This window comes from Stenotrophomonas sp. pho (assembly GCF_006228405.1).
Taxonomy (GTDB): Bacteria; Pseudomonadota; Gammaproteobacteria; order Xanthomonadales; family Xanthomonadaceae; genus Stenotrophomonas; species Stenotrophomonas sepilia.
Genome location: NZ_CP029759.1, coordinates 1,667,083 through 1,690,754 on the forward strand (window position 1 = coordinate 1,667,083; position 23,672 = coordinate 1,690,754).

At 65.8% G+C, this 23,672-nt stretch carries 11 protein-coding genes, 1 tRNA gene and 6 pseudogenes; 8 read left to right on the forward strand and 10 right to left on the reverse strand.

Annotation, left to right across the window (positions count from 1 at the left end):
* The first annotated feature begins 104 nt into the window (after positions 1-104).
* Both csrA and DL544_RS07890 read left to right on the forward strand, forming a co-directional pair.
* Positions 105-308: a carbon storage regulator CsrA gene (gene csrA, locus DL544_RS07885; protein WP_004152909.1), complete on the forward strand. Its 204-nt coding sequence runs from the start codon at positions 105-107 to the stop codon at positions 306-308.
* Positions 309-386: 78 nt separating this feature from the next.
* Positions 387-479: transfer RNA gene (locus DL544_RS07890), tRNA-Ser, on the forward strand.
* A gap of 120 nt (positions 480-599) precedes the next feature.
* Here the strand turns inward: DL544_RS07890 and DL544_RS07895 are convergent.
* Positions 600-2,930 (reverse strand): TonB-dependent receptor, encoded by a 2,331-nt coding sequence (locus tag DL544_RS07895; protein WP_065195808.1) that lies wholly within the window; start codon positions 2,928-2,930, stop codon positions 600-602.
* Positions 2,931-3,153: 223 nt separating this feature from the next.
* On the opposite strand from DL544_RS07895, the gene DL544_RS07900 reads away from it, so the two are divergent.
* A complete protein-coding gene (locus DL544_RS07900; protein WP_139726957.1) occupies positions 3,154-3,636 on the forward strand; it encodes a LuxR family transcriptional regulator in 483 nt (160 codons plus the stop codon).
* A gap of 51 nt (positions 3,637-3,687) precedes the next feature.
* Here the strand turns inward: DL544_RS07900 and aceE are convergent.
* Positions 3,688-6,360: pseudogene (gene aceE, locus DL544_RS07905) on the reverse strand (pyruvate dehydrogenase (acetyl-transferring), homodimeric type).
* 244 nt (positions 6,361-6,604) lie between these two features.
* On the reverse strand, positions 6,605-6,904 hold the full coding sequence (locus DL544_RS07910; RefSeq protein ID WP_065179451.1) for a hypothetical protein: 300 nt from the start codon (positions 6,902-6,904) through the stop codon (positions 6,605-6,607).
* Between the two features lie 139 nt (positions 6,905-7,043).
* On the opposite strand from DL544_RS07910, the gene DL544_RS07915 reads away from it, so the two are divergent.
* The 4 genes and pseudogenes from DL544_RS07915 to DL544_RS07930 all read left to right on the forward strand — a co-directional run bounded on the left by DL544_RS07915 (position 7,044) and on the right by DL544_RS07930 (position 13,256).
* Positions 7,044-7,559, forward strand: coding sequence for an RNA polymerase sigma factor (locus DL544_RS07915; protein WP_005412945.1), 516 nt, complete (start codon positions 7,044-7,046; stop codon positions 7,557-7,559).
* On the forward strand, positions 7,556-8,578 hold the full coding sequence (locus DL544_RS07920) for a FecR family protein (RefSeq protein WP_139726958.1): 1,023 nt from the start codon (positions 7,556-7,558) through the stop codon (positions 8,576-8,578). The genes DL544_RS07915 and DL544_RS07920 overlap by 4 nt, the downstream gene beginning before the upstream one ends.
* A gap of 141 nt (positions 8,579-8,719) precedes the next feature.
* Positions 8,720-11,651, forward strand: a pseudogene (locus DL544_RS07925) (TonB-dependent receptor).
* A 10-nt stretch (positions 11,652-11,661) separates the two neighbouring features.
* Positions 11,662-13,256: pseudogene (locus tag DL544_RS07930) on the forward strand (alkaline phosphatase D family protein).
* A 109-nt stretch (positions 13,257-13,365) separates the two neighbouring features.
* Here the strand turns inward: DL544_RS07930 and DL544_RS21705 are convergent.
* The 5 genes and pseudogenes from DL544_RS21705 to DL544_RS07950 all read right to left on the reverse strand — a co-directional run bounded on the left by DL544_RS21705 (position 13,366) and on the right by DL544_RS07950 (position 20,244).
* Complete coding sequence (locus DL544_RS21705) at positions 13,366-14,259, reverse strand: phospholipase domain-containing protein (RefSeq protein ID WP_479692434.1); 894 nt, start codon at positions 14,257-14,259, stop codon at positions 13,366-13,368.
* Positions 14,244-15,473, reverse strand: a complete 1,230-nt coding sequence (locus DL544_RS21710; RefSeq protein ID WP_255313088.1) for an alkaline phosphatase family protein — start codon at positions 15,471-15,473, stop codon at positions 14,244-14,246. The genes DL544_RS21705 and DL544_RS21710 overlap by 16 nt, the downstream gene beginning before the upstream one ends.
* An 8-nt stretch (positions 15,474-15,481) precedes the next feature.
* The gene (locus DL544_RS07940; protein ID WP_139726959.1) at positions 15,482-17,860 is read right to left on the reverse strand and encodes a TonB-dependent receptor domain-containing protein; all 2,379 of its coding nucleotides are present in this window, start codon (positions 17,858-17,860) and stop codon (positions 15,482-15,484) included.
* A 115-nt stretch (positions 17,861-17,975) separates the two neighbouring features.
* Positions 17,976-18,901 (reverse strand): annotated as a pseudogene (locus DL544_RS07945) (c-type cytochrome).
* Positions 18,898-20,244 (reverse strand): c-type cytochrome, encoded by a 1,347-nt coding sequence (locus DL544_RS07950; protein WP_139726960.1) that lies wholly within the window; start codon positions 20,242-20,244, stop codon positions 18,898-18,900. The pseudogene DL544_RS07945 and the gene DL544_RS07950 overlap by 4 nt, the downstream one beginning before the upstream one ends.
* A 183-nt stretch (positions 20,245-20,427) precedes the next feature.
* Here DL544_RS07950 and DL544_RS07955 point away from each other — a divergent pair.
* Positions 20,428-21,545: pseudogene (locus tag DL544_RS07955) on the forward strand (alpha/beta hydrolase).
* An 81-nt stretch (positions 21,546-21,626) separates the two neighbouring features.
* Here DL544_RS07955 and DL544_RS07960 read toward each other — a convergent pair.
* Both DL544_RS07960 and DL544_RS07965 read right to left on the reverse strand, forming a co-directional pair.
* Entirely contained in the window at positions 21,627-22,766 is a 1,140-nt protein-coding gene (locus tag DL544_RS07960; protein WP_095377458.1) for an MFS transporter, read from the reverse strand.
* A gap of 169 nt (positions 22,767-22,935) precedes the next feature.
* Positions 22,936-23,636, reverse strand: a pseudogene (locus DL544_RS07965) (pirin family protein).
* Positions 23,637-23,672: the final 36 nt, after the last annotated feature.

The following is a 23,672-nucleotide window of genomic DNA, read 5'->3' on the forward strand; positions in this document are numbered from 1 at the left end:
GGTACCATTGCGAATCTTTTCCCTTTGTCGTGGTAGCGCTTCTTGACGGAGCGTCAAGCCGGTGGGGGATACCCTTCCACACGGTTCCATGGAGACTTACAAAAATGTTGATCCTGACTCGCCGCGTCGGCGAAACCCTGATGATCGGAGACTCGGTGAGCGTCACCGTGCTTGGCGTCAAGGGTAACCAGGTGCGTATCGGCATCACCGCGCCGAAGGACGTCGCTGTGCATCGCGAAGAGATCTATCAGCGCATCCAGCGTGGTGATGAAGCCGGTGGCACCGGTAGCGAAAATTCTGCCGAATAACGCTTTACCTTCGCACTCGATTAACGTTATGATTCACGCCCCGCTGAGGTGCAACGCACCAGACGCGGAGAAAACCCCGGAGTGATGCCCGAGTGGCCGAAGGGGCTCCCCTGCTAAGGGAGTATAGGGTCAAAAGCTCTATCGAGGGTTCGAATCCCTCTCACTCCGCCAGATACAAAGAAGCGCCTGCAGATCATCGATCTGCAGGCGTTTTTCTTTGCACGGATGCAGGGTCCCGGCGTGCCATCCAGTGATCATTGAGCGCTGGATGGTGGCCGAATCAGGCTCTCCTCAGAGCTTTAGCGTCACACCCACCTGGAAGCCCCGCCCCGGCAGTGGCGCGATGTATTTCAGTGGCGAGTTGTGTGGACGCGCTTCCTCATTGAGCAGGTTGCTGCCGTTGACGAACACTTCCATGCCGGCGATGTAGCTGCTGCGCACCGGCAGTTCGCGGCTGACCTGCAGGTCAACCAGGTTGAACGCATCCAGCGGGATCTCCTCGCTGACGTTGCGGCCGAGGTACTCCTGCGTGTCGTAGTAGGTGCTCGACAGCTGCGCCTTCCAGCCTTCGCGCTGCCATTGCAGGTTGGCGCCGTAGCGGTTGGTCGGCATGTTCGGCAGGTACTCGCCATCGTTGTGGGCGCGCAGCGGATCGGGGTGGTCGGCCTTGTTCTTCACCAGATCGGCGAAGGCAGAGATGTTCAACGTGCCATAGCGGCCCAGGTCAATTGCCTGCGATGCGTCGATCTCGAAACCCTTCACCGTGGTGTCGGTCTGCTTCCAGTACTTGAGCGGCAGACGGTTGGCGGTCTGCAGGCCGGAATGGCCGAGGTAGAGATAGTTCTCGTACTTCATCCGGTAAGCAGTGGCCGACAGTTCGAAGCCGCCGATGTGGAACAGGCCGGTCAGCTCCAGGTTCTTCGCGCGCTCCGGCTTGAGGTTCTGGTTGCCTTCTTCCTGGGTCATCACCGAATAGTGTGCGTTGCTGGCATACAGCTCGTTGATCTCCGGTGCGCGCTGCGAGGATGCGTAGCGCACCTTGGCGGCGAACAGAGGACCGAGCTCGACACGGGAGCCCACGCTGTAGCTGTTGAGCCGGTAGGAACGGTCCTGCAGCTTGGTATTGGCGGCGTTGCGTGCGGTCCTGAAGCGGCTGGGCTGCAGCTCGTGGTCGACGCGCTCGTGGCGCACACCTGCATCGAAGGTGGCCCAGCCGACGTCCAGTGCCTCTTTCAGGAACACCGCGTTGCTGCGGGTGTCGACGTCGGGCAGGTAGCGCAGTGAACCGCTGCCGGTGACCTGGCGCGACTGGTGGCTGAAGCCGAGCAGGCCGCTGAGCGGACCGACGCGCTGATGGCTCAGAAGCAGCTCGGCCTGGGAGCTTTCGAAGTCGTAGTCATTGGCCTTGGATGCACCGAGGCGCTCGCCCGACGTGTTGTCCAGCCTGGAAACTCGCAGCTCCGCGCGCTCGAACCACGGCAGCGGATCGCGCAGCAGGGCGTCCAGCGCGTAGCGTTCCTGCTTGATCACCACGCCCACCGGCAGGCCATCAGCATAGTTCGAACCGAACGACAGGTTCTGCATCGAGAATCCCGGCACGCCGTATTCGCTGTCCTTGGCATCGATGCTGACACCCACGTAGCCACGGTCGAAGAACAGCGTCGAGCCGAAGGCCACCTGCGAGTTGCGTGCGTAGCTGTTGCCCAGCCGGTGATGGTAGTCGGGCGTGACATCGTTGTTGATCTGCTTCTGCACGTACGACGGCGTGCCGGGCACGTAGGCCGGGTTGGCCGGATTGATGTAGGTGCGGTGCTGCCAGACCGAGGTCGGATGGTTGGTGTAGAACGAGAAGTCACCATCGGCCCAGTCCGGATTCTCGCTCATGAACTGGTCGATGTAGGGCTGCGAGGCGTTGTTGTAGATCTGCTGGACGCGCGCCTCTTTCTGGCAGCTGTCGGCCAGCGCCGAGTTGACGCCGCCGGTCGGCGGGAACAGGCGGGTGTTGCAGACGTCGGCCTTGCTGTTGCCCGGGATGTCGTAGTGCGAGATGCGCTGGCGCGAGACCTGCAGGTTGGTCGAGAGGTTGCGCTGGTTGTTGAAGTTCATGCGGAAGCCCTGCGCGTCGGCGGCATTGAAGCCCTTGCGCAGGACCAGCTCCATCGACTGCTCCGTGTCTTCCAGGCTGCGCGGGATGAGGCCCGAATCGATCTCCACGCTGCCGCCGATCGCATTGCCGCCATAGCGCACGGTATCGGAGGACTTGTTGACGATGACGCTGCGCACGAACAGTGGATCGAACGGAATGTTGATGTCGCCGCTGATCGCGTTCATGCCGAGAATGGACTGGCCATCCTGCAGGATCTGCACGCGGTTGCCGCTGAGGCTGCGGATGACCGGGGCGCCCGCGTTCGGCCCGAAGGCGCTGCTCTGCACGCCGGAGACATGTTCGAGCAGGCTTCCGAGGGTACGGTTCTGCGCCTGTGGATTGTCGACGGTGACCCGGCTGTCGACGCGCGAGGGCGGGGAGGCCTGGACCTGGAGGGTGGGAAGGGTAGGCGCGTCCGCAGCGTGGGCGGTGTGGACAGCGAGCAGGATGGCGGCAGCAAGCAGGTGGCGACGCATAGCAGGACTCGTGAAATAGGCGTGAAATGTTATAACGTACCGATCTGTATCGACAAGGACGTGATGAGGCCTTGCCGCCAGACCTGAATCGCGGGAGGCGCGAACGAGGTTGCCGCGCGTTCAGCGCCCTGCCTTGTGCGGGGCCCCGATGCTGTGCACGATCCGAAGCGCTGCGCCCCACAACGCGTCACGCAGCACCTTCTTCACTGGAACGGAGCAACGTATGAAGCTGTTGTCCGCTGTGTTGTTGTGTGCGTGTTCGCTGCCGGCCGGGTTGGCGCTGGCGGTGGAAGCGTCCCCGTCGCCGCTGCTGGGGCGCTGGTCGCTGGACACCGCGACCTCGGCACTACCCGAGGCGCAGCGTCCGAAGCGGGTGGTGCTGGAGTTCAAGGATGCCGGTGATGGCCGCTGGAGCTCGCACGTGGATATCGTCCTGCATGATGGCAATACCATGAAGTCCGACGGCACGCTGGCGCTGGACGGTACGCCGGGCCCTTTGTCCGGCACCTATGGCGCGGACAAGGCCAACCTGAAGCTGCCGGCGCCGAACACCCTGGTGATGCAGCTTGTGGACCACGGTACGCCGGCCTCCACCCGTATCTACACCGTGGCCGATGACCAGGCGACGATGACCGAGACCAAGGCGTTCTACGCTCACGACGGGACGCCGATCCTGCAGACCAACCTGTTCAAACGCATGCCGTAGCGATCCTGCGTTCACCACGCCCGCACAACGGGCGTGGTGAACACCGCCGCCTTACACCGGGGCCGGATCGTGCTTGCCGGCGTCGATGCCGTACTTGTCGATCGCCTCCTGCATCCGCGAGCGTTCGATGCGACCTTCGTCGGCCAGCGACTTCAGGGCCGCCAGCACGATGAAGTGGCGATCCACTTCAAAGAACGTGCGCAGTGATTCACGCGTGTCGGAGCGGCCGAAGCCATCGGTGCCGAGTGCGATGAAGCGGCGATCGTTGATGAAGGGACGGATCTGGTCACCGACGATCTTCATGTAGTCGGTGGCCACCACTACCGGGCCTTCATGACCCTGCAGGCATTGCTGCACGTAGGGCACGCGCGGGGCCTCGGCCGGATGCAGCAGGTTCCAGCGCTCGGCGGCCAGCCCGTCGCGGCGCAGTTCGGTCAGGCTGGTCGCGCTCCACACATCGCTGGCGATGCCGAAGTCCTGCTGCAGCAGGTCTGCCGCGGCTTCCACTTCGCGCAGGATCGCGCCGCTGCCCATCAGCTGCACGCGTGGCTGCCGAGCGTTGCCGGCGGCTGCTGGATGCAGCAGGTACAGGCCCTTCAGGATGCCGGCCTCGGCGCCCTCGGGCAGTGCCGGCTGCGGGTAGTTCTCGTTGAGTACGGTGATGTAGTAGTAGATGTCTTCCTGCTCGACATACATGCGGCGCAGGCCGTCGTGGATGATCACCGCCAGCTCGTAGTTGTAGGTCGGGTCGTAGGACACGCAGCTCGGGATCACCGACGAGAGCACGTGGCTGTGGCCATCATCGTGTTGCAGGCCTTCGCCCATCAGCGTGGTACGGCCCGACGTGGCACCGAGCAGGAAGCCGCAGGTACGCGCATCGGCTGCAGCCCAGGCGAGGTCGCCGACGCGCTGCAGGCCGAACATCGAGTAGAAGATGTAGAACGGAATCGTGGCCAGGCCGTGGTTGCTGTAGGCGGTGCCGGCGGCGATCCACGAGCAGATCGCACCGGATTCGTTGATGCCTTCCTGGAGGATCTGGCCGTCCTTGGCTTCCTTGTAGTAGCTCAGCTGGCCCGCATCCTGCGGCGTGTACAACTGACCCAGGTACGAATGGATGCCGATCTGGCGGAACAGGCCTTCCATGCCGAAGGTGCGCGATTCATCGGGCACGATCGGAATCACCAGCTTGCCCAGCTCCGGGTCCTTCAGCAAGCGGGTGAGGATGCGCACGAAACCCATGGTGGTGGACTGGCCGCGATCGCCGCTGCCCTGCAGCTGGGCGTTGAAGATCGACAGCGGCGGTATCGGCCGCGGATCGACCTTCGCCAGCCGCGCCGGCAGTTGGCCGCCCTGGATGCGGCGGCGCTCGGCGAAGTAGATGGCTTCGGCGCTGCCCGGTTCCGGACGCAGGTAGGGCATGTCCTCCAGCTGGGCGTCGCTGACCGGCAGGTTGAAGCGGTCGCGGAAGGCGCGCACCGCGTCGGCGCTCATCTTTTTCAGCTGATGGTTGATGTTCTGGCCTTCACCGGCTTCGCCCATGCCGAAACCCTTGACCGTCTTGGCCAGGATCACCGTCGGCCGGCCGCTGGTTTTCACGGCCTGCTGGTAGGCGGCGTACACCTTCTGCGGATCGTGGCCACCACGTGCCAGCGCCCAGATGTCGTCGTCGCTCATGTGCGCGACCAGCTCCAGCAGCTCGGGGTAGCGGCCGAAGAAATGCTCGCGCACGTAGGCGCCGCTCTGCGACTTGAAGGTCTGGTAGTCGCCGTCCACGCATTCCATCATGCGCTGGCGCAGCAGGCCGCTGTGGTCGCGGGCCAGCAGGTCGTCCCAGCCACCGCCCCAGATCAGCTTGATCACGTTCCAGCCGGCCACGCGGAAGGCGCCTTCCAGTTCCTGGATAACCTTGGCGTTGCCGCGCACCGGCCCGTCCAGGCGCTGCAGGTTGCAGTTGACCACGAACACGATGTTGTCCAGCCGCTCGCGGCCGGCCAGGGAAATTGCCGCCAGCGATTCGGGCTGGTCCATCTCGCCGTCGCCGAGGAAGGCCCAGACCTTCCGTCCCTGGTGCTGCTTCAGACCGCGGTACTCGAGGTAACGCATGTAGCGCGCCTGATAGGCGGCAGTGAGCGGGCCCAGGCCCATCGACACAGTGGGAAACTACCAGAACTCCGGCATCAGGCGTGGATGTGGATACGAGGACAGGCCCTCGCGACCGGCTTCGCGGCGGAAGTTGTCCATCTGCGCCGCATCGATGCGGCCTTCCACGTAGGCGCGACCATAGATGCCGGGCGCGGAATGGCCCTGGATGTAGATCATGTCGCCGTCGAAGGTGTCGGTGCGGCCACGGAAGAAATGATCGAAGCCCACGTCGTACAGCACTGCTGCCGACTGGTAGGTGGCGATGTGGCCACCTACGTTGGAGTGCTTGCCTGCACGCAGCACCATCACCATCGCGTTCCAGCGGATCATCGCGTTCAGGCGGCGCTCGATGGCCAGGTCACCGGGATAGGGCGGCTGGCGTTCGGGCGGGATGGTATTGACGTAGGCCGTCCATGCGCGGGTATGCAGGTCGCCGTGCTGTTGCGCGTCCAGATCGCTCAGCTGGTCGATCAGGTAGTGCGCGCGTGGCCGGCCACCGGCCTGCATCACCGCCTCCAGCGATTCACACCACTCCCGCGTTTCCAGCGGGTCGGTATCGAAGGGGATCAGGGCTTGGTTCATGACTGTCTCCAGAGGGCGCCGTTTGGACGTCTGCCTGAGCGACAACACCATCAGGGCGCACAGCACTGGAGCGGGGTCGCAACGGCAATGCCGTGACGCGAAGGGCGACCGTGGCGGCCACCGAGAAGACAAGCGTAGGCCTGGCCCCGCGGCTTCGATAGGCGGGCCCGGCTTGGGTCTCAGGCAAGCAAGGGTTGGTGCCGGGCGCCGCATCATGCGCGGATGCACTGCGTACCGCCGCTGATCAGGCCGGGTACAGTCCAGGCAGGAACATCGGGATGACCGCCACGCCGACGCACAGCAGGCACCAGGCGACGATGGGCAGCCAGCGCGCCAGACGCTGGGCCGGTTCTGGTACGCGACCGCCGCCGATCCACAGCAGCAGCGTGAGCACGCCCAGTGCATAGGCGAGGGCGACGATCACCGGATGCACATGGATGACCCGGCTGGGCGGCCACATCTGCTGCTGGTAGGCGGTGGTGTGGGCGACCAGCAGCAGGAACAGCAGGCTGCTGAAGGTGTGGATGGCGGTGCGTGCGTTCATTGCTGGGCACTCCTTGTGCCGGCTGCCGGGACATTGCAGGGGCGGCATTCTAGCGGCTGCCTGCCGGTCGTTGAAACGTCACTGTCATCGATGGCGGTCACCCTGCGGGGCTTTCCAGCCTCGGGGTGGTTGGCCGGCCGTGAACAGCGTGAGGATCTGGGAGAAGAGCTACGCGCTGCGGCGCCGGCTGCTGCGTGGCTTCTTCCTGCGTCGCGGTTCGGCCAGCGAGGATGCCGAAGACCTGGCGCAGGAGGTCTACCTGCGCCTGCTGCGCAGCACCGGCGAGGATGCCGATGCGGTCGAGAACCCGGAAGCCTACCTGTTCACCGTGGCGGCCAACCTGGCGCGCGAGCATGCGCGCGCGCGGTCGTCGCTGCCGCCGCTGGAAGACGTCGACCTGCTGGCCGAAGTGCTGAAAAGCGAAGAAGACATCGAAGGTGAATTCGAGCGTGCGCAGCGCTGGAATGATATCCGCAGCACCATCGCACGACTGCCGGCGACCACGCGGCGGGTGATGGAACTGCACTACCGCGACGGGCTGGACTGCCCGCGAATCAGCCAGCAGCTGCAGGTGTCGGTGCACATGGTGCGCAAGCACATCGGCAAGGGGCTGGAGGCCTGCAGGAAGGCGCTGGGCGCCAGGGAGCTCACATGAACCGGACCTCATCGCCCGTGGCCGACGACACGATCGCCTGCGAGGCCATGGACTGGTTCCTGCGCAATCGCGAGGGGGCGCTGGATGAGGCCGGGCGCCTCGCGTTCCTGGACTGGATGAAGCGCTCGCCGGAGCACGTGCGCGCCTACATGCACGCCCTTGCGTTGCACCGGCAGGTGGGCGAGGCGCTGCAATCGCCGTTGCCTGACGACGCGGCGGTTCCACCGCGGCAGGTCGCCGCCAAGGTGGTGCCGCTGTTCGGTAGCGTGCACGCGCCGCCGCGCGCTGTGCCGCGTCGCGGTCGTGCGCGCTGGTGGGTGGCGGCGGCCGCAGCCTGTATCACCCTGCTCGGCGTGGGCCTGGTTCCGCAGGTGATGCCCACCGAGCAGCTTTACAGTGCCGGACAGGGTGAACTTCGCGACCTGATGCTGCCCGACCAGACCCAGGTGCGGCTCAACGCGGACAGCCGCCTGCGGGTACGCATGGGCTGGTTCAGCCGCAAGGTGGAGCTGCTGCAGGGTGAGGCAACGTTCGACATCGCCCGCGACCGCCGTCCGTTCGAGGTGGCGGTGAACGGCCTGGAGATCCGCGACATCGGCACGGTGTTCGATGTATCGCGACGGCTGCAGAGCACGCGCGTCGGCGTGGTCTCCGGCGAGGTGGAGGTATGGAGCCAGGGTGTGGACCCCCGGCGTCTTGCGCAACTGCGCGAAGGCCGGGTGGTGCAGGTCGACGCGCGCAGCCATGCGGTCGAGTCATTGGACCTGCCATTGTCGATGCTGCTGGACTGGCAGCAGCGCAAAGTGTCCTTCCTCGACGAGCGGCTGGACGAGGTGGCCGCTTCCTTCAACCGGCACAACCAGGTGCAGGTACGCGTGCTGGACGAAGGTGCGGCATCGGCACGGTTGTCCGGCAGCCTCGATGCGCATCGCATCGGTGCGCTGCAGGCCTTCCTCGAACGCGACCCGCGCTTCGTGGTGAGGCGCGAAGGGGACACCGTGCGGGTTGGCAGCCGCTGAGGCCCGTGCGGTCGTGGACTGTCAGAAAAAATTCATCGAATCCGCGTTCTCCACTTCGGTGGATGCCGGCTCTTACTTGGGAGAAGCCGCTGCCGATCCGCGCAGTGGCACCTGCTGCCTTCTCTCTTCCAAGGACCCGTGATGCGCAACACGCTCTACCTGTCGATCATCCTCGCCCTGTCTCCCTGCAGCGTGCCGCTGGCCTTCGCCGCCGGTGCCGATGGCCTGGAGGCGCGTGTATCCACGCCGATCGCGGCGCAGCCGTTGGCGCGTGCGCTGGAGCAGCTGTCGCGCGGTTCCGGGTGCAGTTCCTGTACTCGGCCGGCGGTGATGCCCGCATGGCCGGTGCGGTGCCGCGCGGTGCCACCGTCAGGCAGGCGCTGGACGCGCTGCTGGCCGGTACCGGCCTGGGGTACACCGTGGTGGATGGCAATGTCATCGCCATCGATCCGGCGCCAGCTCGCAACCAACCGAAGCCGGCCGCGCCGAAGCCGCGCGAGGCCGAGGCAATGGTGGCGCCGACCCTGGACACGGTGAAGGTGATTGCCGCACATGAGGTCATCGACCAGAAGAAGTCGTCGCCGGTGATCAAGGATTCGGTGGTGTATGACGAGATGGACAGCTACGGCGACGAGACCCTGGCCGAGAGCCTGATGGCCGCTCCAGGGCTGAGTGCGGTGGAGGATGCCGGCGAGCCACGTTACGTGACCGTGCGCGGCGTGCAGGCCAACCTCAACTACACCACCATCGATGGCATCGCGATTGCCAGCGTGGGGGCAGTGGCTCGGGCGAGCGCATGAACAACCTGCAGCTGATTCCCAGCGACATCGGCACCCGTACCGACATCTACAAGAGCTTCAGCGCGGAGCAGGCACCGGATGCGATCGGCGGTGTGATCGACATCATCAGCCGCAGTGCCTTCGACCGGTCGGGCAGGTACGTGTTTGCCGACGTGGCAGGCATCTATTCCACAGCCGAGACCAACGTCGAGCGCAGCGCTGGCGGCAACCACGAGACCCTGGGCCATTTCGGCAAGAGCGCCAAGATGGTGTTCTCCAACCAGTTCGGCGCCGACCAGGAGTTCGGCATCGTTGCGGTGGCACGCTATGAGCAGCGTTCACGCAACAGCGTCAAGCGCTGGGTGGAGTCGAACTACTACTACAACGACGCTGGAAAATACCTCACCGACGGCACCACGGGTCCGGACGAGGCCAAGGGCTGGAACGGCCTGCGTGCGCCTGGCAACTTCAGCACCGGCACCTATACCAACTTCATCACCAACTTCGGTGGCTCCGCCAAGCTTGAGTGGAAGCCCTCGGATGATCCGTTCTACGCATCGCTGCTGCTGTACTCGTACCGGTTCTACGAGAACTCGACGATGAACAAGACGGATCTGTATGGAAACGCCAAGTTTCCGATCCGCAACCAGACCGAGGACAGCGGCACCACGCAGATCAACAGCATCTACATCAAGAACCGCCACGACCGCTGGGACCGCAGCAACCGTGGCGCCATCGCCAGCTTCAACTGGGACATCGGCGACCGTTCGCGCCTGACCCTGCGCGGTGGCCACACCGAAGAGACCTTCCATAACAGCCAGGTCTACTGGGGAGTGCGCGCCTACCCGAGCAATCTGTTCGTCGACTACGAAAACGACAGCCACGGTTTCCCCAATGCGGTGGCGGTTTCCGATTCCAGCCTGCTGACCAGCTCCGCGTTCAAGCTCAATCCGGCGCAGGCCTATGTCTCTCCGCGCGATGCCAAGGAGAGCATCGACAACCTGCGCGCGGACTTCAGCTACAACATCGACGCCGATGCGCGTGGCTTCGGCCTGGCCACCGGTGCCGAGTACCGCCACCTGAAGATCTGGCAGGACATCGACTTCGACTACTTCAGGAGCAGCGCCACGCTCAACGACTACCTGTATCCGGGGTCGACGCTGCTGGGCAGCGTGCCGGGCTTCCCTCTGATCGACAACCGCGAGTGGAACGAGGAACTGCTGCCGAAACTGGGCAACAACAATGCGGCGTATCCGAATGCCAACTTCACCAGCGACTACAAGTACGTGGAGGACATCACCAATGCCTATGTGTCCGCTCACTATGCCTGGGACCGGCTGCTGCTGATCGGCGGCCTGCGTTACGACCACACCCGCTTCGATGCCTACAGCCCGTTCAGCGATGATGGTGGCACCACTTACACCTCCGCCTTCCGCAACACGAGCGGTGGCTACAACAACCTGCTGCCGTCTTTGAATGCGACGTTCAAGCTGAGCGAGGAGCAGCGCCTGCGCTTTTCCGCCAGTCGCACGCTGGGCCGGCCGACGCCGAGCAACATCGCCCAGGCCACCAGCACCAGCTGTGGCGATGACGAGGAGGGCAGGGGCTTCTGCAGCATCAAGCAGGGCAACGCCAACCTGCAGCCGCGCCGTTCCACCAACATCGACCTGGCGTGGGACCTGTATTTCAACGGCAACAACGGCCTGGTCTCGGTGGCGCTGTTCGACAAGGTGATCAAGGACGATATCTACACCCTGACCACGTTCGAGAACGTGGGGGACACCCGCTACCGGGTCACCCAGCCGATGAACACCGACGAGTCGAAGCTGCGTGGCGTCGAGTTCGCGGTGGCCAATCGCAATCTGCAGTGGGGCCGCCAGCGCTTCGACATGTACTTCAATGCAACCCGGCTGGAAGGCCAGACCAACTACCGCATCAGCGACGGCACCGAGCGTCGCCTGGATCGCCTGCTGTACCAGCCGGACTGGTCGCTCAATGGTTCGGTGATCTGGCGCATGCCATGGAGGAGCGCCCAGCTGCGCCTGTCCGGAACCTACCGCAGCCGGATGCTGGTCGACTTCGGTGACACCGAATGGCTGGATTCGTACTACGACCCATACCTGACGTTCAACATGGCTTTCAGCCACAAGGTCGGCAAGCACGTGACGCTGAAGTACGAGGCCAAGAACCTGTTCAACACCCAGCCAACCTACAGCACCGGTCCGAACGGGCGTTTCCGAACCGAGATCGACGACTACGGCCGCTTCTTCTACTTCCACATCATCTACAACTGAGGGCACAGCCGTGGATACGATCAATCGCAGGCGATTCCTGGCGCTGGCCGGCCTGTCCGCTGCCGGTGCCTGGATGGGCACGGCACATGCGCTGGCCGCGCGGGCCGATGCCACCGCGCTGAACCCGCGCAACCTGCTGGCCAAGCCGCGCTTTGCCAGCACACCTTTCACCCTGGGCGTGGCCTCGGGGATCCCTCGGCCGATGGCATGGTGCTGTGGACGCGCCTGGCGACCGAGCCGCTGGTGTTCGGCAGTGGCATGCCGGCCCGGCCGATGCTGGTCGATTGGCAGCTGGCAGCGGACGAAGGCATGCGCAAGGTAGTGCGCCAGGGTTCGGCGATGGCGCATCCCGAACTCGGTCACTCCGTGCATGTGGAGCTGGACGGGTTGGCGCCCGGAAGGCCCTACTGGTACCGCTTCACCGTGGGTGGCCATGCCAGTGCGGTCGGTTGCACCCGCACGCTGCCGGCAGCCACGGCAGCGGTGGATCGCGTGCGCTTTGCGGTGGCAGGTTGCCAGCACTACGAAGAAGGCCACTACACCGCGTGGCGGCGCATCGCCGAGGAACCGCTCGACTTCGTCTTCCACTACGGCGATTACATCTACGAAGGCGAAAGCCAGCCGGGCCTGCGGAAGATGAACGGCCAGCCGTTCACCAACCTGCGCAACCACGTCGGCCCGCAGATCTATACGCTGGATGATTACCGCCGCCGCTACGCCCAGTACAAGAGCGATGCCGACCTGCAGGCCGCTCATGCATCGGCTCCCTGGTTTGTCACCTTTGACGACCATGAAGTGGACAACAACTGGGCCGGCGCCGAAGACCAGGACGATACGCCCAGCGAAGTGTTCCTGCTGCGGCGCGCGCAGGCGTTCCAGGCCTACTACGAGAACATGCCGCTGCGCCGTTCGGCGTTCCCGCGCGACGGCCACATGCAGATGTACCGGCGCGCACGCTACGGCACGCTGATGGACCTGCACCTGCTCGACACCCGCCAGTACCGCAGCAAGCAGGTGAACATGACGCTGCGCGAGGAGGTGGAATCGCCGGAGCGCAGCATTGTGGGGGCGAAGCAGGAACGCTGGCTGTTCGACGGCCTGTCCGATGCTGCACCGCGCTGGCATACCATCGCCCACCAGGTGGCGCTGGGCAATTACATGCGCGAGAAGGACGGGGTAGTGCAGTCGTCCGATGACCAGTGGTCGGGCTACCTGGACAGCCGCCGGCGCCTGCTTGAGCACATCCAGAAGGTGGGCTTCGGCAACGTGGTGACCGCCTGCGGCGACGCGCATCGCCACTATGCCAGCGATCTGGTGCAGGACCACCGTGACTCGGGCGTGATCTCCAGCGAGTTCCTCGCCACGTCGATCACCTCTGGCGCCGATGGTCAGGGTGTGGATGCGTATGCCAGGAACCAATTAGCGCACAGCCCCTATCTGAGGGCGACCACCGACAAGCGTGGCTACGTGCTGTGTGATGTCACCCGCGATGCGTGGATCGGCGACATGAAGACGCTGGACTCCGTGATGCAGCCGAATGGCGTGCTGCAGAGCTGGAAACGCTATGCGGTGGAGCACGGCCGGCCGGGGCTGCAGGAGGCCTGAATCTGCCGATCTGCCGCGTAGAGCCGAGCCCATGCTCGGCTGCTTTGTCGGGGCAATGCGACCAGGGCGAGAAGCAGCCGAGCGTGGGCTCGGCTCTACAGAGGGCTCCTCAATCGTGCTCGAACCGCAAGGGCTCGCTGCCCATTGCCGGGTCACTGGTGCCGGGGTGCCCATCCTCGGCGCGGCCGGCCAGTCGCAGTGCACTGTCGCCCGCACCGATGCGCAGGTCGTACCACCCTGCGGTGGGCGCCGCGTCCCACGCCACCGTGGCCTCAGCATGCGCCGGCAGCGCCAGCGCCTGCTCCGGCATGTGCCCGGCATAGGCACCGGCCTGCACCCGCACAGTCTGCGCGCTGTTGTGCAGATTGCGCAGGTGCAGCCGCAGCTGGCCGTCCGCGCGCTCGATCGAAGCCTGCACGGCAGGCGCCTTGGCCGCACCCTGGAAGTGGCGGTGGAAGCCGTTCGGACCAAGCAGCCAAAGGTCATAGCGGCCCTGGGCGTCTAACGGCCAGCGCTCGCGCAGCGGCGTACCCGGAAGCAGCGTGTAGCGGCGTGGTACCGCATCCAGCCGCAGCCGATCGTAGACATGCAGCACGGCCGCCGCGCCTTCGCAGGACAGCGTCAGATCCACACCCAAGGCATCGACTGCGGCAATCGATGCCTGCGGACGATAGGGCAGGGCGCGCGCCGGGCGTACACCGCTTTCCTGTTTCGCTGGTTTCAGCCCCTCTGGCAGCGTGGGCACGGTGCGTCCCGGCAAGGCAGCGGCGCGTGCGGCAACCGCACTTACGTCGGGCAGGCCGCGGACGAACGGGCGGGTATCACGCTGGGCAAAGTCGAACGCAGTGCTGAGGTCGCCGCAGACCGCGCGGCGCCACGGCGAGATGTCCGGTGCGGCCACGCCAAAGCGGCGCTCGATCAGCCGTATGACCGAGGTGTGGTCGTACACCTGCGAATCGACCCAGCCACCGCGACTCCACGGCGAGATCACGTACAGGGGCACGCGCGGTCCCAGACCGTACGGGCGCCCGCGCAGTTCGGCGAGATCGTACTTTTCGTCACCCGGTGCCGGGTGCCGGTGGTACTCGCCTTCGGTGCTGACCGAGGACACACCCGCCCAGCCACCGTCCACCGGCGAAGGCGGGGCAGGGGCGGCATGTGGTCGAAGAAGCCATCGTTCTCGTCGAACATCAGCAGCAGGGCGGTACGGCTCCACACTTCCGGATCGGCGGTCAGCGCATCCAGCACGCGTGCGGTATAGGCCGCGCCCTGTGCCGGGCTGGACGGGCCGGGATGTTCGCTGCCGGCCGCGTCGGCGATGATGAAGCTGACCTGCGGCAGGCGCCCGTTAATGACGTCCTGGCGCAGCTGCGTCAGGCCCCGCGTGCTGACCCCGCGCGCGCGCAACTGCGGGTCATGCCCTGGCGCCGCGCGGTGGGCCTGACGGAAGGCCTCGAAGCCCGCCAGCGGGTTGTCGGTGAAGTTGTCGGCCATGTCCTGGTAGATCTGCCAGGACACGCCGGCCCTCTGCAGGCGCTCGACATAGCTGGTCCAGCGGTACGACGCCGGGTACCCGCCCTGTTCGGGAAAGTTGTCGTGCGAATTGGCGATCACCGGGCCGCCGGCACGCGCATGCCCATCGTTGTGGCCGGTCCACAGGAACACCCGGTTCGGGTTGGTGCCGGCCTGCATTGCGCAGTGGTAGGCATCGCAGATCGTGAAGGCATCGGCCAGGGCGAACTGGAACGGCAGGTCGCTGCGCTGGAAGTAGCCCATCGAGTGGTTCTGCTTGGCCTTCGGCCATTGCCCCATGCGCCCGTGGTCCCACGCCCGATGGGCATCGGGCCAGGTATGCGGCGTGCCTTCCACCCGCATGTAGCCGAAGTGCGCGGCGGTATCCAGCGGGAACGGCGCGATCGCGCGCTCGCCGCTGGCATCGGGCTGCAGCCACAGGCTGCGGACGCGGCCACGTGCTTGCAGCGCGGCGGCCGGGGCGACGAACCGATCACCGAAGCCACGTACGCCCGGCAGCGTGCCGAAGTAGTGGTCGAACGAACGGTTCTCCTGCATGAACACCACGATGTGCTGCAGGTCTTCCAGGCTGCGCGTCTGCGCGGCGGGGGCGATCGCGGCGGCCCGGGCGATGCTGGGCAGCAGTGGAGAGAGGCCGGCGGCAACGCCGGCCTGCAACAACCGGCGTCGGCCGATATCGGTCACAGGCTCACTCACAGGTCCACGCGGAAAGAGATGCCGACGGTGCGCGGAGCGCCGATGAAGGCGTTGTCGCGCCCGTCCACCCCTGCAAGATACCGTTTATTGGTGAGGTTGCTCACCACCAGGTTGGCGCCCATGCCCTTCAGGCGCGGCGACAGGCCCTGCAGGTCGAAGCCGATGTTGGCGTTGAGCACGGTCGCCGACGGCAGCTTCTTGACGTTGGCGGCGTCGAGATAGCGCGTGCCCAGGTAACGGCCGGACAGGCCGAAGTTCCAGTTCTCACCCTGCCAGTCCGCCGACAGGACGAGGGTCTGTTCGGGCTGGCCGATCACCTTGGCGCCATCGACGATGCCCAGCTGGGTATCGCGCGCGGCATCGCCGCTGCCGAGGTACCTGGAGCGGTTGTAGGTATAGGCGGCGTTGAGGCGCCAGCCGTTGTCCCAGCCGTAGCCGAACGCGGCTTCCAGCCCGTTGCTCTCCACGCCGCCGAAGTTCTCGTAGACGCCGTCGGTCTCGCCGAGATAGTCGATGCCGCTGACGAAACCTGCCGGCAGGTAGACGATGCGATTGTCGAACTTGATGTTGTACAGGGTCACCGAGGCGGTCAGCGGCCAGCGGCTGATGCGCATGCCCACTTCAATGTTGTCGGCGGTCTCCGGCTCGACGTTGCGGAAGCGCTGCGGGTCGGTCTCGCCGAGCACGCCGGAAGGAATCGCGGCGAAGTTCTGCGAGAAGCCGGCGAACAGCTCCATGCCTTCCACGCCCGGTGCCCAGGTCAAGCCGGTGGACAGCAGCGGGTCGGACCTGGAATCGGATTTGACGTGTTCGCTGGCACCGATCACGCGGCGGCGCGACTGGTCGACGAAGAACTGCTTCACGCCCAGGCGTGCGCTGAACGGCCCGAATCGCGCCACGTCCTCGACGTAGTACATCTGCTCGTCAACCTTGTACTTGTCCTCGAACTGTACCCAGTACGGCTGGTGGTCGAAGGCGATGTCCTGGCCGACGTTGAGCAGGCGATGCCAGTCGCGGCGCGCCGAACGGTCCAGCTTCTCCACCCACAGACCGCCACGGATCGTGTTGTCGACCGTGCCGAAGGTCTGCCGCCACTCGACGTCGGCGGTCACGCCCATGCGGTCGTTGTCGTAGTGCGTGTGGCGATACGACTGCGCGCCAAGCACGTTGCCGGCGTAGCAGTTCGGATCGTATTCGGCGGTGAAGCCCAGCCGCGGCGTGCAGTTGGCCAGGCGCTGCGCGGCGCTGCCGTCGGGATTGACGAAGAAGATCTGGCCACGGTTGCTGCCGCCGAACACGGTTTTTCCACCGATGTACTCCGACTCGGGGCGGCCCGCACCGTCATCGCTGACCTGCGCCAGATAGGGAGGCAGCCAGTCGCCACGACCTTGCATGCGGTGCCCGTAGGCGGCCACCGAGGCCTTGAAGCCGTTGCCACCGTCGAAGGCCGCGCGCAGGTAGCCGAAGGTGTTCTCGCGCAACGCACGCGAGCCGGAACGGTAGTTCTGGTCCAGGTAGGGAATGCCGGTGAGGGTACCGACCAGGTTGTCGCGATCCGGATTGGTCGCGAAGCCCTTCGGTGAGACGCTGGTGTATTCCGGCTCGTCGGCATCGTTGTAGGACAGGTAGCCGGTCAGGGTCCAGCGATCCAGTTCGGTGATGAACTTGCCGGCGATGTGGTCGTTGCTGGTCTTGCCGCTGCCATCGATCCAGTCATGCACGCGCGCCGACGAGGCACTGACCCAGGCGCGGGTGTGGCCGCCGAGCAGGCCGGTGTCGTAGCGCACGTAGTACTTGCGCGCATCGTTGTCACCGGCGCCGACCACGAAGCGCAGGCGGCTGTCCTGCAGCGGGTCGCTGGTAAGGAAGTTGAGCGTGCCGCCCAGGGCCTCGTTCGAGCGCGAGGAGATATCGGCAGTGCCCTGGCTGACTTCCACTGTTTCCAGGTCGAGGGCGTCGATGTAGCGGTTGGCCAGCGAGCCGCCGCCGTAACCCGAACCGCCGTTGGGGAGGCCGTCGATGGTAGTGCCGATCTGCTGTGTGTCGCGGTTGGTGACAAAGCCACGCATGCTGATCTGCGTGCCCCACACCGATGAGCCGGTGGCATCGGCTTCGCTGACCACCACGCCGGGCACCTCGTTGAGTGCATCGTTGACGCTGCTCATCACGGTCTGCCGGTTCAGCGTTTCCGCGCGCACCGATGTCTTGGCGTAGCTGGTGGCCTGCCCGATCACCTGCACCTGATCGAGGGTGCGGGCATCGCTGCTGCGCGCTTCGGCCGCCTCGCCCTGCGGTGCTTCGGCCAGGGCGTCCAGTGCGGGGGCGATCAGCAGGGCCAGCAGCGAGACACGGGGAAAACGCGCAATCGTTCGCATCGAAACCGGACCTTCAGCAGAGGGAAGCCCCGGAGTGTCGGCAGCGCCAATGACATCGGCATGACGCGAAGATGCAGGAACCGTGTTGTGTGACGGCCCGCAGCTGCTGCCTGCATCAGTACCGCGCGTCCTTGGGTTTCGGGTCGCGCGGCCAGTCCTTGCTCTTGTTGGCGAAGTCCGGCCGCGGCTGGTTGATGAAGTAGCTGGCGATGTCCACCGCATCCTGGTCGGGCATCACCTGCTGACCCAGTGGCGGCTCGCGGGTCACCGCCGGCGGCATGTTGTGCTTGACGAAGCCGGCGGCCTTGTACAGGCGCGCCATGCCGGCGCCGATGTTGAAACTGTGGTCGCCCCACAGCGGCGGGAAGGCGATGTCACCGCTGGCGTCGCGCCGTCCTTCGCCGTTGTCGCCATGGCACGCGGCGCACTGCACGGCGTACAGTGCCTGGCCACGGATCGGGTCCGGGGCCAGCGTGCTGTCGATGGGCCCCTCACTGGGGCGGACACCTTTGCACCCTCTGGCACAGGACTGCTCAACCACGCCATGTAATCGAGCATCGCGCGCATCTGCGGCGAGTCCTTCGGCAGAGGCTTGCCGTTCATCGAACGCTGCAGGCATCCGTTGATGCGCTCGGTCAGGCCGATCACCTTGCCAGGCCGCGGCATGTAACGCGGATAGGCGCCGCCGCCGGTGTTGAAGTAGTGGTTGCCGAAGGGACGCTTGCCCTCGGCCATGTGGCACGAATTGCAGTTCAGATCGTTGCCGACGTTGTCCGGCAGCAGTCGTGCGGTTTCGTTGAGGATGCGGCGGCCGAGCATCACCGATTCGGCATTGCCGAGCCCGGCGATTTCTTCGGCGCTCGGCGCATGGTAGGCGCCGACCACCTTGCCCTGTGCATCGAGGATATCGATCGTGCCGGTCACGGCGGCATCCAGATCCGGGTACAGATGACGGTAAGCGAGGGTACCGGCGCCGGCCAGCAGCACCAGGGTGATCGCACTGCCGATCAGCAGGCGGGAACGCGTGCGCGAACGCTTCATTGTGCGGCCTCCTGCGGAACGTAGTGCACCGGCTTGTCGCGCACCACCCGGCGCATGCGCGCCACGTCGACCTCGCTCACTGCGCTGGCCTGATTGCCCCAGCTGCTGCGGATGAAGGTCAGGATCTGTGCCAGCTGCGCATTCGGCAGCTGCTCGAAGCCTGGCATGGTGAAGGCCATGCGGTCGTGCGGGGTCTGTGGCGTGCGGCCGCCGATCAGGGTCACCTGCACCAGCGAGCTGGGATCGTCGGCGAACACGATCGAGTTGCCGGCCAGGGCCGGATAGACGCGAGGCATGCCGCGGCCGTCGGCGCGGTGGCAGGCCTGGCAGTGCTCGGCATAGGCCAGCGAACCGGCCACACGATAGTCGCCGCTGCGCAGTGCGGCGGTGGTGGTGTCAGTACCGGGCGACCACTGTGCGCTGCGTCCTTCGCGGGCGGGCAGCTGCTTCAGGTAGCGGGCCATCGCCAGCAGGTCCGCGTCGGACAGGTACTGCGTGCTGTGCTCGACCACGTCGGCCATGCCACCGAAGGCCGCCGATCGATCGGTGCGCCCGGTGCGCAGGAAGTCCACGATCTCACCCTCGCGCCAGCTGGCCAGACCGGTCGATTCGCTGCGCAGGTTCTTCGCGTACCAGCCTTCCAGCACCGAACCGGACAGGAACTGGCGGCTGCCATCATCGGCCATCGCCTTTTCCTGGAACGCCAGCCCGCGTGGCGTGTGGCAGGCACCGCAATGCGCCAGGCCTTCCACCAGTTCGGCACCACGCTGCTGGCCGGCGTCCAGCGACGGATCCGGGCTGAAGCTGCGTGGGCGTGCGAACAGCAGTTGCCACCATGCCAGAGGCCAGCGCATGTTGGCGGGCCATGGAATCGTGCTGTCGGCGTTGTCCTGCTTCACCGGCTGCACCGAGCCCATGAAATAGGCGTACAGCGCCTTGATCTCGGCGTCGCGGGCAATCACGTACGAGGCGTACGGCATTGCCGGATACAACGGCTGGCCATCGTGACGGATGCCGCGACGTACCGCGCGTTCAAAGTCGGCGTAGTCGTAGGCGCCGATGCCGGTTTCCGGATCGGGGGTGATGTTGGTCGAGTAGATCGTCCCCATCGGCGTCTGCATGCCGAGGCCACCGGCGAACGGCTTGCCGCCCGGCGCGGTGTGGCAGGCCGCACAGTCGGCGGCGCGCGACAGGTACTGCCCCTGTGCGATCAGCGCCGGGTCGTGGATGTCGACCTGCGCGGCCTGCCGAGGTGCGAACCAGTAGGGCGTGCTGCGGGCGATGCCATAGGCGGCGGCCAGCGTGGCGGCCAGGGCAATGGCGAGCTTGAACGAGGTGCGCATGGGGGGCACTGTGGGCAAGCATGCCGGCGTATTCATTGATCCGGATCAATGCCGAGGTCGATCGCGCCATTGTGACAACCTGAATCGATCCCGCATTGTCATCAAGCCGTCATCCACGCGCGATAGATGGCCCACGCCCGCGTCGTTAACCTGCCACGCTGTCGCATCCTTTCCCGATTGCCCATGAAGCGCCTGCTGCTGTTGCTGCTGGCGTGCGCCGGCCTGTGGCTGGCTGCATGCTCATCCTCGATCAACGCCTCGTCCACCTCGCTTGCCGACCGGCTGATCGCGCCAGGCGGCGTGTCGACCCTGCTCGATCGCCCGCGCATCGCTGCGGCCATTGCCGGGCTGCCCAACCGCCATGGCTTCGCAGCGGGTCGCGATGGCGTGCCGATCTTCTGGCGCGTGTTCGACCCCGGCGACTACGGCGCGCGGTACCACTACCTTCCGCAGCGTCATGAGAACGGCCTGCCTCTTGATACCGGCCTGAGTCTGGCCGTGCCACAGCCGTTCCGCGCGCAGGCGCCACGCGGCACCGTGGTGCTGCTGCATGGGTGGATGATGAATGGTGATTCGATGCTGCCATGGTCGCTGCAGCTGGCCGAGTCCGGCTACCGCGTGGTCACGCTCGATCTGCGCAACCATGGCCAGTCCGGTGCAGGTCCGTCCGGCTATGGCACCTATGAATCGGATGACGTCGTCGATGTCATCGGCGAGCTGCGCGCGCGCGGCGAAGTGACCGGCCCGCTGTACCTGTTCGGTGTGTCCTATGGTGCGGCCACGGCGGTGTTCACCGCCGACAAGCTGGGTGACCAGGTGGCCGGCGTGGTGGCGATGGAATCGTTCGCCAATGCCGGTGCGGCGATCCGCACGATGATCCCGCACCTGATGGGACTGCAGCCGGAGGGCCTGAAGGCGCAGGCGGTGGCGTCGTACGCACGCTGGCGCTATGGGGCCAGGACATCAACCAGGTGATCGCCGCCGCCAGCCGCCGTATCGATGTCGATCTGGACCGCGTCGACGTCGCGCGTGCGCTGGCCGATACCCGCGCCTGCGTGCTGTTGCTGCACGGGCAGGGTGACCAGCATATTCCGGTTAGCCAGGGCCGGCAGCTTGCGCAGGCCAACCCGCGCGCGCACTACATCGAAATGCGTGGAGAGGACCACATCACCCTGCCGCTGCGGCTGGACCTGCTGGCCGGCGTGGTGGATGACTGGATGGCGCGCGACGAGCACCACCCGCAGAGCGCGTGCCCAGCCCCACAGCTGCCGGCCCAGGCCGAATGGCTGGCACACGGCTGAAAAAAGGGGACGGAGGGGATTAAGTCGTTTGCAGCACACTCGGGGCAGATGCGACTTAATCCCCTCCGTCCCCTTTTTCTGTCAGGCCACGCGCCGTGCCAGTGAGCGGGCGGAGGCGGCTACGCCCAGCAGCAGTAGGGCGACGCACAGGAAGGCAAAGCCGAGGCTGGTGGCATGTGCCACTGCGCCGATCGCCGCCGGACCAGCGAGGATGCCGGCGTAACCCAATGTGGTCACGGCAGTGATGGCGATGCTCTCCGGCATCACCCGCTGCTGGCCTGCCATCGAGAACAGCGCCGGCACGATGTTGGCGCAGCCCAGCCCGACCAGTACGTAGCCGGCCAGCGCCACCGGAAACGAGGGCACCAGCGTGGCCAGGGTGAAGCCTGCCGCGGCCGTGATACCGCCGAAGACCAGGGTGCGGGTGCGGCCGAGGTGCTCGACGATGCCGTCACCGAACAGGCGCATTGCCGTCATCGCCAGGGTGAACAACGCAAAGCCGGCCCCGGCCTGGTCACGCGGCACCTGCCGCACTTCGGCCAGGAACACGGCGCTCCAGTCCAGCATCGAGCCCTCGGCGAGGAACACCACGAAGGCCAGTACGCCGATGAACAGCACCACGCCATGCGGCAGTGCCAGCAAGGGGCCTTCGTGCAAGATCCGTTGCGGACGCCAATGCGGCGCCGACAGCATCGCAACCAGCAGCAGTGCCACCACCGAAACCAGTGCGGCCAGCCACAGCGGCGTGCCGAGGATCAGCAGCCCGGTCATGCAGCCAGCGCCGACGAATCCACCGATGCTGTAGAAGGCGTGGAAGCCGGACATCATCGCGCGCCCGGCATCGCGCTCGACCGCCACCGCCTGCATGTTCATCGCACAATCCAGTGCACCGACGCCGGCACCGAACACGAACAGCGCCGCGCCCAGCGACACCGGCGAGGGTGCCAGCACCAGCAAGGGCAGGGCGCACAGCATCATCGCGCAGGTGATCACCATCACCCGGCGGCAACCCAACCGCCCCGTCAGTGCACCTGCCAGCGGCATCGCCAGCAGCGAGCCGAGCCCGAGGCACAGCAGCACGGCGCCGAGGCTGGCGTCGGTCAGCCCGGCCTTGGCCTTGGCGTAAGGCACCATCGGCGCCCACGCGGCGGTGGCGAATCCAGGAATGAAGAAGGCGGCACGGGTGGCGTGCTGCTGGGCACGCGGAGATGAAGGCGTCATGCGAGAGCGGGTCCGGATAAACACTGCCATGAAAGCGTTTCCAGTCGCATCGGGCAAGGGGCATTCGGGTCACCGAACGCCGAATACGATTGCGGGCCGTCCATCAGGCGCAGCGGGCCCGGCGATGCCTTTCCGCATCGCTGGGCCACGTCTTCAGGACAGGGCGTGTTTACAGCGGCAGGTCGAACACCAGCACTTCGGCGTCGTTGCCGTTTTCCAGGGTCAGCTGGGCTTCGTCACTGACCTGCAGCGCATCACCGGCTTCCAGGGTGATGCCGTTGACCTGCAGCTGGCCACGCGCCACCTGCACATAGGCGCCACGACCGTTGCCGAGGGCGTGATGCAGCTTCTGGCCGCCATCGAGAATGGTGGCGAAGATGCGGGCATCCTGGTGGATGCGCAGCGAACCCTCGGCACCGTCCGGCGAAGCGATCAGGCGCAGCTGGCCGCGCTTGCTGTCCGGCGCGAAGTGGGTCTCTTCGTAGGACGGCGCGATGTTCTCGGTGTCCGGGAAGATCCAGATCTGCAGGAAATGCACGGTCTCGTCGGCGGAGTGGTTGAACTCGCTGTGGGTGACGCCGCTGCCGGCGCTCATGCGCTGCACGTCGCCGTAGCGCAGTACCGAACCGGTGCCCATCGAGTCCTTGTGTTCCAGTGCACCGCCCAGCACGTAGGAGATGATCTCCATGTTGCTGTGGCCATGGGTGCCGAAGCCCTGGCCGCCGATCACCTTGTCTTCGTTGATCACCCGCAACGGGCCGAAGCTGACGTAACGGGGTCGTAGTAGTTGGCGAAGGAGAAGGTGTGGCGCGAGGACAGCCAGCCATGCTCGGCCAGGCCACGGGTAGCGCTCTTGCGGATCTGCAGCATGATGGAATCTCCTTGTTCGATGGTTTCGATGGGGCG